Annotated in this window: 17 protein-coding genes; 6 read left to right on the top strand and 11 right to left on the bottom strand. The window is 37.7% G+C overall.

The window, feature by feature from the left end; genetic code table 11:
* The first annotated feature begins 84 nt into the window (after positions 1-84).
* Positions 85-579, top strand: coding sequence for an antibiotic biosynthesis monooxygenase (locus tag X953_RS04920; RefSeq protein ID WP_040954607.1), 495 nt, complete (start codon positions 85-87; stop codon positions 577-579).
* 728 nt (positions 580-1,307) lie between these two features.
* Here X953_RS04920 and X953_RS04915 read toward each other — a convergent pair.
* The 5 genes from X953_RS04915 to X953_RS04895 form a co-directional block, all read right to left on the bottom strand.
* The gene (locus X953_RS04915) at positions 1,308-1,943 is read right to left on the bottom strand and encodes a response regulator transcription factor (RefSeq protein WP_040954606.1); all 636 of its coding nucleotides are present in this window, start codon (positions 1,941-1,943) and stop codon (positions 1,308-1,310) included.
* Positions 1,944-1,957: 14 nt separating this feature from the next.
* On the bottom strand, positions 1,958-2,995 hold the full coding sequence (locus tag X953_RS04910; RefSeq protein ID WP_040954605.1) for a sensor histidine kinase: 1,038 nt from the start codon (positions 2,993-2,995) through the stop codon (positions 1,958-1,960).
* Positions 2,996-3,006: 11 nt separating this feature from the next.
* Positions 3,007-3,750 carry a cell wall-active antibiotics response protein LiaF gene (gene liaF, locus X953_RS04905; protein ID WP_040954604.1) on the bottom strand — a complete coding sequence of 248 codons (744 nt, stop codon included), beginning with the start codon at positions 3,748-3,750 and terminating at the stop codon, positions 3,007-3,009.
* 15 nt (positions 3,751-3,765) lie between these two features.
* Positions 3,766-5,001, bottom strand: coding sequence for an MFS transporter (locus X953_RS04900; protein WP_040954603.1), 1,236 nt, complete (start codon positions 4,999-5,001; stop codon positions 3,766-3,768).
* Between the two features lie 87 nt (positions 5,002-5,088).
* Positions 5,089-5,730 (bottom strand): phosphatase PAP2 family protein, encoded by a 642-nt coding sequence (locus X953_RS04895; RefSeq protein ID WP_040954602.1) that lies wholly within the window; start codon positions 5,728-5,730, stop codon positions 5,089-5,091.
* A gap of 101 nt (positions 5,731-5,831) precedes the next feature.
* On the opposite strand from X953_RS04895, the gene X953_RS04890 reads away from it, so the two are divergent.
* Both X953_RS04890 and X953_RS04885 read left to right on the top strand, forming a co-directional pair.
* A complete protein-coding gene (locus tag X953_RS04890; protein ID WP_040954601.1) occupies positions 5,832-6,269 on the top strand; it encodes a ferritin-like domain-containing protein in 438 nt (145 codons plus the stop codon).
* A 424-nt stretch (positions 6,270-6,693) separates the two neighbouring features.
* Positions 6,694-7,872: an amidohydrolase gene (locus X953_RS04885; RefSeq protein ID WP_040954600.1), complete on the top strand. Its 1,179-nt coding sequence runs from the start codon at positions 6,694-6,696 to the stop codon at positions 7,870-7,872.
* A gap of 172 nt (positions 7,873-8,044) precedes the next feature.
* On the opposite strand, the gene X953_RS04880 is transcribed toward X953_RS04885, so the two are convergent.
* On the bottom strand, positions 8,045-9,265 hold the full coding sequence (locus X953_RS04880; protein WP_040954599.1) for an ABC transporter permease: 1,221 nt from the start codon (positions 9,263-9,265) through the stop codon (positions 8,045-8,047).
* Positions 9,258-10,004 carry an ABC transporter ATP-binding protein gene (locus X953_RS04875; protein ID WP_040954598.1) on the bottom strand — a complete coding sequence of 249 codons (747 nt, stop codon included), beginning with the start codon at positions 10,002-10,004 and terminating at the stop codon, positions 9,258-9,260. Before X953_RS04875 ends, X953_RS04880 begins: the two co-directional genes overlap by 8 nt.
* 578 nt (positions 10,005-10,582) lie before the next feature.
* Here X953_RS04875 and X953_RS04870 point away from each other — a divergent pair.
* The 3 genes from X953_RS04870 to X953_RS04860 all read left to right on the top strand — a co-directional run bounded on the left by X953_RS04870 (position 10,583) and on the right by X953_RS04860 (position 12,162).
* The gene (locus tag X953_RS04870; RefSeq protein WP_040954597.1) at positions 10,583-11,014 is read left to right on the top strand and encodes an HIT family protein; all 432 of its coding nucleotides are present in this window, start codon (positions 10,583-10,585) and stop codon (positions 11,012-11,014) included.
* A 133-nt stretch (positions 11,015-11,147) separates the two neighbouring features.
* Positions 11,148-11,669 (top strand): tryptophan transporter, encoded by a 522-nt coding sequence (locus X953_RS04865; protein ID WP_040954596.1) that lies wholly within the window; start codon positions 11,148-11,150, stop codon positions 11,667-11,669.
* 127 nt (positions 11,670-11,796) lie between these two features.
* A complete protein-coding gene (locus X953_RS04860) occupies positions 11,797-12,162 on the top strand; it encodes a YtxH domain-containing protein (RefSeq protein WP_040954595.1) in 366 nt (121 codons plus the stop codon).
* A gap of 135 nt (positions 12,163-12,297) precedes the next feature.
* On the opposite strand, the gene X953_RS04855 is transcribed toward X953_RS04860, so the two are convergent.
* The 4 genes from X953_RS04855 to X953_RS04840 all read right to left on the bottom strand — a co-directional run bounded on the left by X953_RS04855 (position 12,298) and on the right by X953_RS04840 (position 16,379).
* Positions 12,298-13,233 carry a glycine betaine ABC transporter substrate-binding protein gene (locus X953_RS04855; RefSeq protein WP_084715617.1) on the bottom strand — a complete coding sequence of 312 codons (936 nt, stop codon included), beginning with the start codon at positions 13,231-13,233 and terminating at the stop codon, positions 12,298-12,300.
* A gap of 87 nt (positions 13,234-13,320) precedes the next feature.
* Positions 13,321-14,223, bottom strand: a complete 903-nt coding sequence (locus tag X953_RS04850; RefSeq protein ID WP_040954594.1) for a glycine betaine ABC transporter substrate-binding protein — start codon at positions 14,221-14,223, stop codon at positions 13,321-13,323.
* A 112-nt stretch (positions 14,224-14,335) separates the two neighbouring features.
* Positions 14,336-15,190 (bottom strand): proline/glycine betaine ABC transporter permease, encoded by an 855-nt coding sequence (locus X953_RS04845; RefSeq protein ID WP_040954593.1) that lies wholly within the window; start codon positions 15,188-15,190, stop codon positions 14,336-14,338.
* A complete protein-coding gene (locus tag X953_RS04840; protein ID WP_040954592.1) occupies positions 15,180-16,379 on the bottom strand; it encodes a glycine betaine/L-proline ABC transporter ATP-binding protein in 1,200 nt (399 codons plus the stop codon). The genes X953_RS04845 and X953_RS04840 overlap by 11 nt, the downstream gene beginning before the upstream one ends.
* Between the last annotated feature and the right edge of the window lie 38 nt (positions 16,380-16,417).

The following is a 16,417-nucleotide window of genomic DNA, read 5'->3' as shown; positions in this document are numbered from 1 at the left end:
ATTAATTATAAAATGTAAAGTTGGACTATTTATTTCACTGTAAGGGTAATATACTGTATAGATACTACAGAAAGGGGAATTCGAATGAAGGCATTTATGACAAATGGCACAGTAGACTTTTTAGAGAAGTTGGAGAAGAAGCACCCGAATATTCATCTGTACTTCATGACAAGTAACACAGGCGGCCTCGCATATTATGAAGCGGAAAAGAATATTTTTTCAGCAGGTAGAGAATATGAGATTTTAATTCAAAAAGGAAATATCCAGGATGAAGGGTATGTGGTAATGAATAACATCCCTGTAACAGAAGAAGGACAACCAGTGTTTGAGGATCGGTTTAAACAACGCCAAAATGAAGTTGAAATGATGCCTGGATTTCAAGCTTTCCGCTTATTAAAACCGAAAAAAGGGCGTACCTATGTTGTGTTTACCCAATGGCGCTCAGAGCAAGACTTTGAGAACTGGAAAAATTCAAAGGAATTTAAGCAGACACATCAAGGACAAACAAAACCACCAGCTTATTTTGCTGACCGCCCTTTTCTTACAAACTACCATATGATAGATAAGAATGATGACTAATCATACCATTTGAAGAAGCGGTGCTGATATATATGTGAGGGTTATTCACTGATTCGGAAAATGGATAAACTACGACTTAACTTGTTGAGAATGGAGTAATTCATTTTACACAGGAAGCACCCATTGATTTGCGTTTCAGGCGGACGCTTTCACACCTCCGGGTACAAGTGCGACATCTGTTCGTTGCCTCACAGTGTCTTCTTTGCCGCCCGGCATGGCCTCAGCCGCTTCCTCCGCTACGCTCCGTCCAGGGTCTTCGCCTCATGCTATTCCGGCAGGAGTCGCCGCCCTCCACTCCAATCAATTCGTACACAGCACATTCTGGGTGTATGCGAACGCAGTTTTTCTTCGTAGATATAATAATAATTAGTAGCGAAGGGGAAATATGGAGACTCCTCGAAAATGAAAATACACATTTTCTTCGTGCGATGCCTTGCTGACGAAGCTTTCCTTGTCCTGCGGGAGGAGAGGCCTCGATGAGACCCCCGAACGCGTAGCGTGAGGAGGCTCATCAGCCGCCCGCGGAAAGCGGAATATTTCCCCGTAGCGGTGATTTACGCAGTCTCTATATTCTTAGTTACGTCGCAGTTTCTTCCAACTACGAATGAACAAAAATACGTGTGTACCCAAACATTTGAAGTAGAGCCTAAAAAACATGGTCATCTAATAGATGGACCATGTTTTTTTAGATTCATTATATATGTAGTGTTTTTTGAGCTATATAAATATCAGCTATCCCGAAACAACTTATTTTTATGTACATACACCGCAGCTTGAGTTCGATCATTGACAGCCAATTTTGATAGAATATTACTCACGTGCGTTTTCACTGTTTTAATTCCGATGTAAAGCTTCTCACTAATCTCTTGATTTGTCATCCCATTCCCTATACATAATAAGACTTCCAATTCCCTGTCTGTGAGGTCCTCATGCAACTTCTTTTCTTCGCGGCGAAATCTTGTCATCACTTTCCCTGCTACTTTAGGTTCGATCACGTTTTCTCCACGAGCTGCTTTTTTTATCGCATCCGCAATTTCAGTTGCTGAAGATGTTTTTAATATGTAGCTAAATGCTCCTGCTTCAAGTGCTGGGAATAGTTGCTCATCATCATAGTAGCTTGTTAAAATTATAATCTTACACGCTGGAAATTGCTCCATAACTTGCGCAGTAGCGTCAATTCCTGACCCATTCTCCATCATTAGATCCATAAGCACCACATCTGGCTTTTTCTCCAAAATTAATGCCGCTCCATCATTACCACTTGCCGCCTGACCAATCACTTCAATTTCTTCATCCGTATTTAAATATGCAATAATACCCTTGCGAACGATTTCATGATCATCAACTACAATAACACGAACCATTTAACTTCCCCCTATCAGCATGGTATACGAATATCAATGTATGTACCTTCTCCAGTGTTAGATCTAATTGTAAATGTTCCACCTAATTCTTCACTACGTTCCTTCATCGTTTTCAAGCCATAAGAAGTTTTTCTTTCCATATCTTGAGTTGAGTCAAACCCCTCCCCATCATCCCGAATATGTACAAATAACTCGCTGGTCGGCCTAGAAAGGCTAATTTCCACTTCAGAAGCATTTGCATGTCTCAATATGTTCGAAAGAGATTCCTGAACGATACGGAAAACATGCTCCTCTACCGTATCTGCCAATTGCAGATCAGAAGGAATATTCAACTTAAAAGTAATTGTACTTTTTTGTTTCAGTTCATTTACAAGCTTTTGAATACCCGTAGATAATGTATCTCCAGATAAGTGAATAGGTCTTAGATGGAGTAACAGTGCTCGCATTTCTGCTTGGGACTGTTGTGCTGCTTTAGTCACCTCTATCATTTGTTCCTTTGCGAGGTCAGGATCTCTATCCATCTGTTTCACCGCTGCTTCTGCCATCATTGTTAATGCAAATAATTGCTGACTTACAGCATCATGCAAATCTCGGGCTAATCGCTGCCGTTCTTCTATAACAGCTGCTTTATGAGCAGATTTTGCAAATTCAGCTTTTTCATCCGCACGCTGTCTTAAGGCTTTAACTTGATTTTGCAGCTTTTCACCCAATTCATTCATTTCATTCCCGATCCTCGCAAGTTCGTCCTCTTCATTAAAATACACACGTGAAGTATAGCTTCCGTTTGCGAATCTGGTAATTAACACTGAAAGATATTCCAGCCTCTCCTTCATATCACCACTTGATTTAAATCCTGCATAGAGTGATAAAATAGTTCCAAGAACGATATATAGAGAGATAAATAGAAAAATGCCAGACGCTGTTAACCATGCAGGTTCAAAAATGACATAGATTGATAAAAGAAGGGAGAGCAACGTTATGCTTGTTAGAAACAAGCCATATAAATGGGAACGGATATAACTATAACGAATGCTTGAAAAACGGTTAATCATCGCTCTTCCCCCTAAACATAATCGATTCGAATTGATCCAGCTTTTAAATGAATTTGAAAATCTATTTTTCTTACTGCAGTATCATAATTATTTGTCGAATACTGAAGTGAACGATTAATCCCTTCGACCGTCTGCCCTGCTACATAAACTTCACCAGCCTTGACGGAAGCTTTCACACGGAAGTCGATATTTTCCGGCATGACGATATTAACATCGCCAGCTAACGACTGAATCGAAATGGGAATTTCCTTGTCGGGAATAAAAGCTTTAGTAAAATCAAAATAAAAATCACCTGCCATTTGACTGAGATTCATCGGCTCTACTTTCCAATTTGGATGATTAAATTCCTGGTTTCCAAAACTGAAATAGGAATCCCGTTGTGTTCTTGTCTTTTTCTTGGTTTTATCTGAGACATGTACAAAGGTGCGTCTTTTAATTAATAAAAAACCTGCATAGATAATCAGCAATGGCCAGAGATTTATAATATCACCAAACGAAAAGACAATTACCTCAAAGCGATCAAGTAGAAGCAATCCGCCAAAAACGATGAGAAAGGAGCCAAATACCCAGCTTCCGCCACCTCTATTAAAATAGTCAATAACCCACTTTACCCCCAACACGATAAAGAAGATTGGATATATATAGCCCCACACGGTATAAAAATCAAAATTCACCATTCCCAAATTAGTAAGCACAAGCATAACACCTAATCCAATTAGGAAGATTGCCAGAAAATAACGAAGAATATTTTTCATCCTGTTCATCCTCTTCTATTGTCTTATTTTCAGTAGTTGTTTATTTCTTAAATTATATAAAGCAATCAAGGTAATAATTATACCACTGCAAACAATGATTGACTGAATTCCAACTCCTGCTGATATTAACAGAGAAGTAGCTACATAAGATACGGGGACTAATCCAGTAGAAACAGTCATTAATAAGCTCATTATTCTACCGAGCATTTTTTTATCGGTCGTTTTCTGCAGCATAGTTATTAAAGGAATATTGACCAATTGAAGAATAAAGGCCATCATGGCAACTAGACCAGCTGTAAACAGCACAGAGTTGGAGAAGCCAATAAAAGTAAAGAGGATACCTAATACAATTAATCCACTAACCATCACGTATCCAGGCTTCTTTAAGGTAATAGAAGCAAGAACTAATGCTCCAATTAATGCTCCTATTCCTAGGGAAGTTTCCACCGTTGCCAAGCTAACTGCATTTCCCATAAAGACGTCCTTTACGATAATTGGTATTCCCATGGACAACGGACCAGAAAAGAAAAAGTTTAGAATAAAGCCCAAAAATAGAATGGACATAATAATTTCATTATTGCGAGCGTACACAAATCCTGCTTTTAAATCCTGCCACGGTGAATGAACCTCTTCCTTATCATCATCCTTTTCCAATCGAATAAGCAGAACTGTAATAGAGGCTAGGAATAAAAACAAGAATGCGGCGATAAATACTCCTTTGAACCCTAATACCGCTATCAATGTACCTCCTAGAGCAGGACCAAGAATTGGGCTAATTTGACTTGTCATTTGAATGAATGAATTACCTCGCTGCAACTGTTCCTCTTCCAAAATCATTGGCGTTAAGGAGTTAAGAACCGGATAACTGAAAGCATCTGAAATCCCAAAACAAGCTGCCAGTATTATTAGATGCCAAGCCGTAACCATATCAGCAAAAAGAAGAACTACTAATACTAATATAAGTAGTGCGCGAGTCATATCGGATAAAAATAGTATCAACCTTTTATTAAAGCGATCAGCAACAACTCCCCCGACAGTTAGCAATAATAACCTTGGTATGGAGGCAGCAATAAAAAGCATACCAAAATAAAAACGATTATCATTTAAAGTTAACATCAACCACTCTGCCCCAATTAAATATACATAATATCCTGGAGAAGAAAATAACGCACCAATAAAGAGAAATAAAAAATTACGATTTTTAAATAGAGACGATTTTCCTTTTGTTATATCATTAACCGTTGCATCCATAAGATGGCCCCCTCATATTATTCTATATTCAGTCTACCTTGGTTTTTGAATAAGAAGAACCACCTTAAGCATGCTTTTTCCTCCGCCCTAAGACCGAGACCTCCATCTTCCGATACCCTCATAGATATAGATTAGAGCGATCAGACAAAGGTAGCCAATAATGAAACCGGCAACCACATCTGTCAGATAGTGAACGTTTATCACATACCGACTCATCCCTATAAGGAAAATCAATATTGCCAACGAACTATGAACAACTATTTTACCTCTTTTTGTTTTTAACAGTGCTGCAATAAAATAGGCTAAGAGGCCATAACACACAATGGAAATCATAGCATGACCAGAAGGGAAACTGTGCCCCTCCGCATTGGCTGCAATTAAAATGCTAGGCCTTTCTCTTTCAACTAGCCCTTTAATCAACTGATTTAATAAATGAGTACCAAGTGTGCCACCAGCAAAAATAATAGGAGGAAGCCAATCATAATATTTCCACCATAAAAACAAAGCAATGATAATAACAAATGGAATTAAGAACGTACTGGACCCCAATTCTGTTAACCAACGCGCAATCGTATAGAACACTGTTTCATCCATTTGTGCAACAAGATCTCTTGTCCATTGATCAACATAAGGAACAGACCCATTTAATATTTTCACTACCCATACTGCTATCATAGCGAGAAGCAGAACCATAAAGATAAACAAAATGTATTTTCTCTTTGACACCATTTAAATCCCTCCATCTGATATATTACCCGACTTCATGTTTCAAAAAAACAAAAGAGGGAAACATTATTATATACACAAAATAATTAAAGGTGGGATACAGAATGGATAAAGACTTACAGGAATTAATTGATGGTTTAAATGAAGATCTTGCTCATGAGTATGGTGCAGCAATTCAGTACACATACAGTGCTTCTGTTGTTTCAGGACTATATCGTTCTGCACTAAAACCTTTTTTTGAAGCTGAGATTAATGATGAATTGGGACACGCACTTTACTTATCTGAAAAAATTAAATCTCTTGGTGGTACACCAACAACCAAGTCTGCTGAAGTCCCACAGCCTACAGATGTAAAAGATCTATTGGAAGCTACATTAAAAGCTGAATCAGATACCATTGATCGGTATGAAAAACGAAAAAAACAAGCAGAAAATCTTGGGTATACAGAGTTAGTAGTGAAGCTGGAAGACCTAATTTCTGATGAAACACATCATAAAGAAGAAGTTCAACGCTTATTAGCAGATCCAAGACTTTCTCAATAAACCGATAAAGGGTGCCTAAAAGCATCCTTTTTTTGTTCTAATACATATGATTAGAATATCCTCTAATTCGCAGTTCGTTCCTACTGTGAATGTACGAGATAACGTTTTTACCCAAACATTTGCACTAGAATCTTTTTTGTTTTAAAAATAACACTAAGACACTTCTTCTCCAAGTTGTATTTGTGGCCCTGTCAATCTTTCTTGAAACATAGCTTAATAACATTAGGCATTCTTCCTAAAACAAACAAGTTGTCCTTTTAATGAGAAATATCATTCTAAGAAGAATAGTGCCGATTGTTCCCACTGAGCAATTTCCTGCCAATACTTCTATTTCCTCCTACATTACATCCGATAAAATAGCATCATTTTATATTCTTAAATGTTATAATAATTAGAAAGTAAAGTCCAGAGGAGGTTTTTATTCTTGTTAAAAGAAATACATACACTGATAGATCAGCACTATGAGGAAATGGTGGAGATTCGCAGATACTTACACCAACATCCCGAACTTTCCTTTCATGAAACAGAAACAGCGAAATATATTGCCAGCTTTTATGATAAGCTTGGTATTCCATACGAGACAAAGGTTGGCGGTAATGGTGTTATTGCCACATTGATAGGTGGTAAACCTGGAAAGACAATTGCATTACGTGCCGATTTTGATGCTTTACCTATTCAAGATGAAAAGGATGTACCCTATAAATCAAAAGTGCCAGGTGTGATGCACGCTTGTGGGCATGACGGACATACTTCGACCTTGCTTGTACTTGCAAAAGTGATGAAAAGTTTCCAAGAAAATTTACCAGGTACTATTGTCTTTCTTCACCAACATGCAGAAGAATATGCGCCAGGTGGTGCCAAGCCTATTGTCGATTCAGGCGCTATTGATCATGTAGACGCAGTATTCGGCACCCATTTATGGGCAACCACCCCTCTAGGTGTGATGCAAACATCCAAAGATGTATTTATGGCTGGGGCAGATCGTTTCGAAATAACTATTCAAGGGCAAGGTGGGCATGGCGCTTATCCTCATGAAACAAAGGATGCTATTGTTATTGGTTCCCAGCTTGTTAGCCAATTACAACAAATTGTAAGTAGAAGGCTGGATCCTTTGAAAACTGCTGTTGTTACTGTAGGGGTATTTGAAGCAGGAGAGACATTTAACGTTATTGCAGATAAAGCTAGGTTAATTGGAACAGTTCGATATCTTGATATAGAAATACAGGAAGAAATTATTCGTGAAATGGAAAAGATTATAAAAGGTGTCTGTCTTGGCTACGAAGCAGATTATACCTTCAACTACGAAAAAGGCTACCCTCCTTTAGTTAATCATGCGAGGGAAGCAGAAGTAGTATTGGAAGCGAGTAAACAAGTAAAGGAAATTCATACAGCTGAAGAAGTCATCCCAGTAATGGGTGGAGAAGATTTTGCATACTATACAATGAAAAAACCAGGAGCTTATTTCTTTACAGGTGCTCATCAAGAAGGAAATCCGTATCCTCATCATCACCCGAAATTTGATATTGACGAACGTGCTCTTCCTATCGCTGCCAAAACGCTGATCGAAGCGTATTTTGCATATCAATCGCATAAGATAGGATAAAGAATAGAGAGATCGAAGTAAAACATATAAAAAAAGCCGAACTGTACATCGCATCAATGGTATCAGTTCGGCTTTTCACCTCTTTGCCCGTTCAAATAATAGATGATTAGGATCTCTTGGTGTGAATACTTACGACGAATTGTTTTCGTTCAACTTCTTCCCAACTATACGATTAGTGCTTCACTGCTAATTTCCCACTGACATAACCATTAATAAATAAGTAATTGAACAGAGCCCCACCTATCAATGTCACAGCAAAACCTATATAAGCTTGCATAATTAAAAATAGTAGAGAAAATAAAACAGTTTGAATAAAGCCTAGCTGGAATAACAATTTTACGATGGCTTTTTTCCGAAGGCTTTCTTCAACAGGGTAAAGTTCAGGCCATATAACTGTTCTGTGGTGCTGATACAATGTCATCATCTGAAAACTGCTTAAATACAAAAATAATATTGCAAAAAGAATTTCCATCCACAAATTTGGTATATAGTAAATAAACAAACCACCTATAACAAGTAGTCTGAAATACATTCCCATATAGTCTCCGCTTCGCACAAAGGTAATACGATATAAATAATCAAATGTGTTCTTTTGTGCAAAAGGAACCTTGCTAACCAACGACACAAGCCATTGCCTTTTTTTGATTGGTGTTTTTATATGTGGAACATCTGCAAACATATTGGCCAAGCGGTAGAAGGTCTGCATTCTGTTTTGGTCTTTCTGTACTAAAAGGTCCCACACGATCCCTGCATGTTTTCTTGATACACTATAATCATAAAGGAACACAATAATGAACAGCAACGTTGCAATCCCCGCTAAAAGCATATCTCCATTTACAAGGAAATAAAAAACTGCCATATTTAATAATACTCGAATAAATAAATCTACTCGTCTCATTTGTGGTTCTCTGACTTTCAACACCCACCAGTTTGCAAGTAAATTCCATACTTTAAAAATAAGCAGTACAACAAAAGCAAGTAAGTAAACTGTAATATCACGGTCAGTATATGTTGCAAAATACAATGGTCCAAACGCCGCGGTTACGAGAAGAAGAAGATAGAGTTGAATGACAAAGCTGTATATGAGCGCATTTCTAAAATAGGCTTGCATCTTGTTCTCTGCAGCGATTAAGAAAACAAGATCTGGCTCTTTAAGCAGTGTACGGACAGGACTATAGCTTACAATACCTCCAAAAGCAACACCCATGAGAATTGCTGTAGGAAAGTTTGCGGGAAGCTGGGTAAGTGCTTGCTGATAGTAATAGGCAAGTGCTGAAACGAAAAAAAGCATAGCAAAAGCGATATGACCGTTAAAAATATATCTTAAATAGCGGCTTGTCTCTTTTAAATGTGCTGAAAAACGTTTCATAAAAAATGTATGAGAATCAAACATGGTAATCTTCTTCTTTCGTTAATTGTACATAGATGTCATCCAACGTTGCTTTAGGCATATTGAAGCTGTCCTGAAGCTCCAGCAATGTCCCCATTGCACGGATTTCTCCATCATGAAGAATGACAAAACGGTCACAATAACGTTCCGCTGTAGCTAATATATGTGTGGACATTAAGACGCCTGCCCCTTTATCTTTCATTTCCCCCATTAGCTGAAGGTAGGACTGAATTCCAAGTGGATCAAGACCGACAAAAGGTTCATCAACAATATACAAGGGTGGTTCAATTAAAAATGCACACATGATCATCACCTTTTGACGCATCCCCTTGGAGAAATGAACCGGGAACCATTTTAGCTTTTTTTCCATACGGAATTCTTTTAGAAGTGGTTGTAATCTTTGCTCGAAAACCTCCTCAGGAATATCATACGCCATAGCAGTAAGCTGAAGATGTTCGTATAATGTCAATTCATCATATAGTATAGGCATTTCGGGAATATAGGCAAACTGATTCCGATAAGTTGAAGGGTTCTCAGGAAACGTTTTACCTTTTATCGAAACAGAGCCTTTCTTTGCATGCATTAGCCCAATAATATGTTTAATTGTTGTACTCTTCCCGGCCCCATTCAATCCAATTAAGCCTACTATTTCATTTGGTTTCACTTCAAAAGATATACCATGCAGTACATTTTTATGTGTGTATCCACCATGTAAATTCTTAATATGTAACAATGATTCCACAATACTTCCTCCTCCATTATTACGTATAATTTTATCATTACTTAGGAATAAAGCCAAAACAAACTATGTGAGTAATTTTGACAAAGTTTTTTCTTTTATATGTATAAATACATTTTACAAGTACAAACTAGATAATGAAGATCAGGGGATGAACATTTCGTGTTAACCACAAATGAGGTGTTAGCGATCGAGCAACTAATGTAATTAATTTCGTGTAAAATAAATACACAAAATGAGGTGTTAGTGATCGGTACTCTAATATAAGATTTTGTGAAAACAACACAAATGAGGTGTTTCCGAAAGATAATCTAATGAAATAAAACCCTTTTGCCAGAACTCATCTCTCCGTCAGGGATGCTGACAAAAAGGTTTTTGTAATCAAAGTTAAGTGGCCAATGCGATTTAACGATTGTATTACGAGTCCCCGCGTTAGTATTATCATTCCCCTGTTCTTCTTAAAACAGGCCAGTTCATCTAATGGACTGGTCCTGTTTATTTTGACTTTACACCACCATCCTATATACAATATAGATAAGTATAATTAGACTTCAAACGATAATATAAGGAGTGGTGAATGGATGGCTCATGAAGATTGTATTTTTTGTAAGATATTAAATGGTGATATTCCTTCTGCAAAAGTCTATGAGGATGAATACGTGTACGCATTTTTAGACATCAGTCAAGTAACAAAGGGACATACTTTGGTAATTCCTAAACAGCACACGAAGAATATTTATGAAACGTCCCCAGAGGTAGCTAAAGAACTTTTTGCTCGTATACCTGGAATTGCAAACGCGATCAAAAAAGTGTATAACCCAATAGGAATGAATTTATTAAATAATAATGAGGCACCAGCAGACCAATCCGTATTCCACTTACATATTCACATCATCCCCAGATACGGAGAAGGAGACGGTTACTCATCTAACTGGACAGTTCACGCAGATGATTACACTTCCGAAGAGTTACAAAAAATTGCCGGGGAGATTCATTCGGCTATTGAACAATAGACATGTATCTGAAAATTAGTACTTTTTATTTAGAAGAATATTTGTTATAATATATCTACGTTTCCGCAGCTGACAACAGTGTACAGTTGGGATTCTAAATAGCACAGAAGAGCTGAGAAGAGGAGAGGTATAAATGAATACGAGGATTATGGTCATTTTGTCACTGTTTGTAGGGATAGGTGCTGTATTGCATGCAGTTGTTCCACCAATCTTGTTTGGGGTAAAGCCAGATATGCTTTTGTCGATGATGTTTTTGGGGATTATTTTATTTCCTAAACCAAAATATGTTGCACTACTGGCAATTGTAACCGGCGTAATTTCTGCATTAACCACCTCAGCGCCCGGAGGACAAATTGCAAATTTGATTGATAAACCAATAACAGCATTTGTATTTTTAACACTGTTCTTACTGGTAAGGAATAAAGTCAATGTGAATTTTAGCGCACCTGTATTAACCGCCATAGGTACAATGGTTAGTGGAGCAGTGTTTTTAAGTGTAGCTCTATTTATTGTTAACCTTATGGATGGTGGGTTTATGGCTTTATTTATAACAGTCGTACTACCGGCAGCAGCTTTAAATACGATTATTATGCTTGTGGTTCATCCGATTGTCCAAAGTATAATGAAGCGATCCCAGCCAATTACAGTTACATGAATTTGTTATAATTAAATCCTCTGGCATGGGTATGTCAGAGGATTTTTTAAAGATACATGTTTGCATGTTTGATTACAGTAAAATAAGTGAAAAAGATTTACGAAGCGTTAGAAAGGAGAGAGATGGAATGGCAAATGGAAAGTCATTATTATTAGGACTCATGGTTGGAGGTGCTATTAGCGCTGCTGCGACTCTTCTTACTGCGCCGTCCTCAGGAAAAGATTTACGCGGCCGTGTAAAAGATCAGGGACTTGAATGGAAAGACATGATAGCAAACCTTAAACAGGATGGGTTACGTTTAAAAGAACAACTTACAGAAACCTCTAAAGAAGGCGCTGCGTTAATTAAAGAATTGACACAGGAAATGAAAAAATCAGTAGAAGAGTGGAAGCAAACAGTAGAACCACATCAGGAGAACATTCATCAGTATTTAGAACAAATTGAAACAAGCCTTAAGGATCTTGAAGAAAAAGTGAAAAGCCAACAGGCCTAAGTTATTAACTCGTTTAAGAAGAAAAGCTTAAACACTGGATATAACTGTTCATGTATAAAACATAATAAAGGTAAAACTTTATACTTTATTAACTTATAAAAAAAGCTGCCGAATTCAACGGCAGCTTTTTTTATATTAGTTTGCTGGTTCCAGATCTTCTATAGATTCAATATCCATATACGATGGAACAACAAGTCCTATCTTTGCTCCTTCTAGATTTGCACCTAGATCATCAAATTGATCACTATATTTATCATAAAAATCCTTATGAGTAATTGGCATCCAGGCTGCTAGTGTAGCATCTCCATCTCCATTTGCAATGGATTCAAATACTACTGCAACGTCTACAGGTGTAACAGTTACATCATAGCCAAGCTGCTCTAATGCAATCTTAACCACACCGGAAGAAGCTCTTTCTGAATCCCATGGTGTAGATACAAGCTCAATAGACTTTCCGTCTACTTCTTCAACCCCTTCTTTCCATTCATCAACTCTGTCCTGATTTTCTTCCACCCAACGTTCCGCAGCAACTGCTACTTCCTCATCGTTATCTTTTGCATCATACATAATGCCTTCCATATCTTCTACCTTCCAATTAAATTGATCGAGTAGCTTATATGCATTTGGCATATCTTCTTTAAGTCCGTTTCTTGCTAGTGTCTTAATAACTTCCTTCCCACCATAAATACCTTTTGGATCTTCTAAGTATTTCATATCAGGATACTTTGCAAATGTCCAATGTGGATTCCAGCCGGTAATAACAATCGGCTCTTCACTTTTCATGGCTTTATCAAGCTCGGAAGCCATAGCTGCAGTAGAAGAATAATTAGCAGTCCATCCTTTTAAAGAATCGTATTCTTCAATTGCTTTGTCAGTAGTCACACTAATGCCAGCACCTGGCTCAATTCCAGTTATCGTATAGTTCACTTCTTCACTATAATTCGTTTCTTCATTTGGTTCAGCCACATCATCGCTTTCACTATCTTTTTCATCAGATCCACAAGCAGACAAAACAAATAGAAAAGCAATGCTTAATGTCATTATTGTTATTTTCCAACTATTTTTTATCAACTAATCCACTCCTTCTTCCTTATTTAAGAAAAGACCGGATAAATGATAAATTCGATTATCCGGCCTTGAAACTTTGTACCATGCTTATTATTCAGCTGCTTTTACCCACTCATCAACTTTATCTTGATTATCTTTAATCCAATTTGCAGCAGCTTCTTCAGGATCTGTTCCATTTTGAATATCTAGCATTACACTTTCAATATCAGCTTGCTCCCAATGGAAAGCATCCAAGATTTTATAGGCTTGCGGCATATCTTCTTTTAGGTCTTTACGTACCATTGTTTTAATTTCTTCTGCTTCCCCATAAACTCCTTTTGGATCTTCCAAGTATTTAAGGTCATACTTTTGGAATTTCCAGTGTGGGGACCATCCAGTAATTACAATCTCTTCCTCGTTTTCAACAGCTTCACCTAAAGCAGTTGCCATTGCGCCACTAGAAGAAGTTTTAACTTCCCAGTCAGCTAAATTGTCATATTCTTCAGTGGCTTTCTCCGTTGCTTTTACAACCCCTGCTCCTGGCTCGATTCCCGTAATCGTTTTACCAGCTTCATCACTAAGATCTTCAATAGAACTTACATCCATGTACTCAGGCACAACCATACCTATTTTGGCACCTTCCAAGTTTGCTCCCAGATCTTCTAAATCAGACTTATGTTGTTCATATAAGTCACCATGAGTACCAGGTAACCATGCTGCAACCATTCCATCTGTTTCATTATTTGCTACAGATTGCCACATTACCGCATTATCAAGTGGGGTGATAGTTACATCAAATCCTTGTTCTTCCAGTACTTGTTTTACCACGTTGGTGGAAGCTACTTCTGTATCCCATTCCACGTATGCTAGTTCAATTTCTTTATTTTGCTCATCGGAAGAACCACTATCAGCAGAATCCCCTGATCCTTCTTCGTCAGATCCACATCCTGCTGCAACTAGTGATAAAGACAACCCAGCAGCTATTCCGAGTTTTTTCCAGTCAAATTTAAACATTACTAATTACTCCCCTTCAATTGTTTTTATAGAATCTTTTAATTATTAGGTGTAAGTTTTTCTTCTAATCTTTCACACTCTTTTTTACAACCATTTAATTAAAAGTTATTCACTAATTTTTCTTCGAATTTGCCGTTTGTGTAAATCGATCAATAATAATTGCTAGAATTACTATCCCAATCCCAGCGACAAAGCCTGAACCTACCTGAGCACGTTGTAAGGCAGAAAGAACTTCTCGCCCTAAACCAGGAGCTCCAATCATGGAAGCAATAACAACCATAGAAAGTGCTAGCATAACTGTTTGGTTTATACCGGCCATAATTGTTTGTTTTGCCATAGGTAGTTCAACTTTAAATAACTTTTGTGCTCCTGTGCTTCCAAATGCGTCTGATGCTTCCACCAATTCACGGGATACCTGTCGTATTCCCAGGTTAGTAAACCTTACAGTCGGTGGTGTGGCAAAAATGAGTGATGCAAACACCCCTGGCACCATACCAATTCCGAAGAATGCTACAGCTGGGATCAAATAAACAAACGCCGGCATTGTCTGCATAAAATCTAAGACAGGTGTGATAATTGATTCAGCTATTTTAGATTTCGACATAAGAATACCTACAGGCACACCAATAATTACTGATAAAATACTTGATAATAATACCAACGTAAAAGTACTCATTAGCTGTTCCCATAGACCCTGATTATAAATTAACCAGAGACCTACCACACTAAATGCAGCTAGACCAAACTTCTTTCCAGTTAGGAAAAACGCTAAAAGTGCAACAATGATGATAATAATTACTGGCGGTATAACACTTAACGTTTCTGAGGTCCACTCCATAAAACTCCCAAAATGTTCCTTGATTGGTTCAAATAAAAATGCAAAAGCTTCTGTAATACTATCTGTAAGCTTTTCTGTTCCCTCTGCAATAGCTATCTCTGGGATAAAGTCCAACATATTATTCAGCATCTAAATTCACCTCGCCATCCTGAGAGAGTGCTGCAATTACAGCACCACGCACAATAATCCCAACTAACTTTTCATTTTCTACAACTGCTACAGGAATAGGTGAATCGTGAATAATACTAAAGATATCATTCATGGATGTATCCTTCTCTACTCGGGGTATGTCATTCTTTAGAATCTCTTTTAAACTGGTGATTTCTTTCTTACGAGCTTCTGAAGCATCATCTGCAGTAATATAGCCTTTTAAATTTCTTTGGCTATCAATGACATACATACTGGACAAACCTTCTTCTCTCATTCGCTCCAAAGCGACTCTTGGCCCATGTTTATCCAGATTCACAGTTTCAGGCCTTTTCATAATGTGCTGTGCAGTTAATACCTTGGAACGGTCTACATCCTCAACGAATTTTTCAACATAATCATTTGCCGGATTCACTAAGATTTCCTCTGGGGTACCAATCTGTACAATTGATCCATCCTTCATCAAAGCAATCCGATCACCTAAGCGTAGAGCTTCATCCAAATCATGTGTAATAAAGACAATTGTCTTTTTCATGGTAGATTGCAAGTCAATTAGTTCATCTTGCATTTCTTTTCGTATGAGTGGATCTAATGCTGAGAAAGCTTCATCCATTAGCAGTACTTCCGGATCGTTCGCTAGCGCCCGAGCTAAACCGACTCGTTGTTGCATTCCACCTGAAAGCTGGCCTGGCGTTTGATGAATGTATTCACCTAAACCTACCATTTCAAGTGCCTCTTTGGCCTTTTTTTCTCGTTCCTCTTTGGCTACATTCTGGATTTCTAAACCAAACTCCGCATTTTGTAAGATCGTTCTGTATGGAAATAGTGCAAATTTCTGAAATACCATACTTAACTTTTCTCTACGCACATTCCGTAAGGATTTCTTATCCATTGTAGACAGATCTTGCTCATCTATTAGGATATTTCCCTCTGTTGGTTCAATAAGACGATTTAATAAGCGGACTAACGTGGATTTCCCACTTCCGGAGAGTCCCATAATAACGAAAATTTCTCCTGCCTCTACAGAAAACGAGGCACGATTAACGCCAACTGTATTACCTGTCTCTTTTAAAATATCTTCCTTTGAATATCCTTTATCTAATAATTTTAATGCTTGTTTTGGGTTTTTCCCAAACACCTTAGATAAATTCTTTGCTTCAATAACCGGCAAAACCTTCACCTCTCTTTTTTTGTACTATGTGAATAGAC

Origin of the sequence: Virgibacillus sp. SK37 (assembly GCF_000725285.1) — a bacterium.
In the GTDB taxonomy this organism is placed as follows: domain Bacteria; phylum Bacillota; class Bacilli; order Bacillales; family Amphibacillaceae; genus Virgibacillus_Q.
Note: the sequence above shows the minus strand (reverse complement) of the source record. Positions and strands in the feature narration are given on the sequence as shown.